A 536-nucleotide genomic window follows, 5' to 3' on the forward strand; every position below is an offset into this window, starting at 1 on the left:
GGTGAAAAAGTTCTTCAAATATCTAGGTTTTGGTTTTTTAAGCGTTATTATATTTTTTATTGGCATTGGAGTTGTAACATCAATCAATACCGTAGATAAAGAGGCTGTATTCGAACCTTATATTGCTGAAGCGATTCCGAAGTTAGCTTCATGGGATCAAACTTCTTATCAAGAGTTGATGTCAGAAGAGGGCTTTAACGGTGCAACACCAGAGCAGTGGACTTTGTACCTTAATAAATTTTCAAAACTAGGTGAGTTTCAATCAATTGGTAAAGCAGAACTTCAAAATTGGAAAACACTTTCACCAATCGGTAGCCCAAGCGTTACATATGCTGTTTATCAAGTACCAGTCACATTTTCTACAGGTCTTGCTCATGTCCAACTGGCTTTGCAATCATCTGAAGAGAAAGTAGAAATAAATAGTGTTAAGTTTTTATCTGACATTCTTATGCAATAGTACATATAACAAGCCATTCAAAAGGACAAAAAACAGCTTGCTGTCCTTCGTTCCTCAGGCATTATAGCAAGCTGTTTTT

General features: G+C 36.0%; 1 protein-coding gene. It reads left to right on the plus strand.

Annotated features, from left to right (window positions below):
• Window positions 1-457: hypothetical protein (locus Q4Q50_RS22355; RefSeq protein WP_311901232.1), on the plus strand; the 457-nt coding region annotated here is incomplete at its 5' end.
• Window positions 458-536: the final 79 nt, after the last annotated feature.

This window comes from Shewanella scandinavica (assembly GCF_031932065.1).
Classification (GTDB): domain Bacteria; phylum Pseudomonadota; class Gammaproteobacteria; order Enterobacterales; family Shewanellaceae; genus Shewanella; species Shewanella baltica.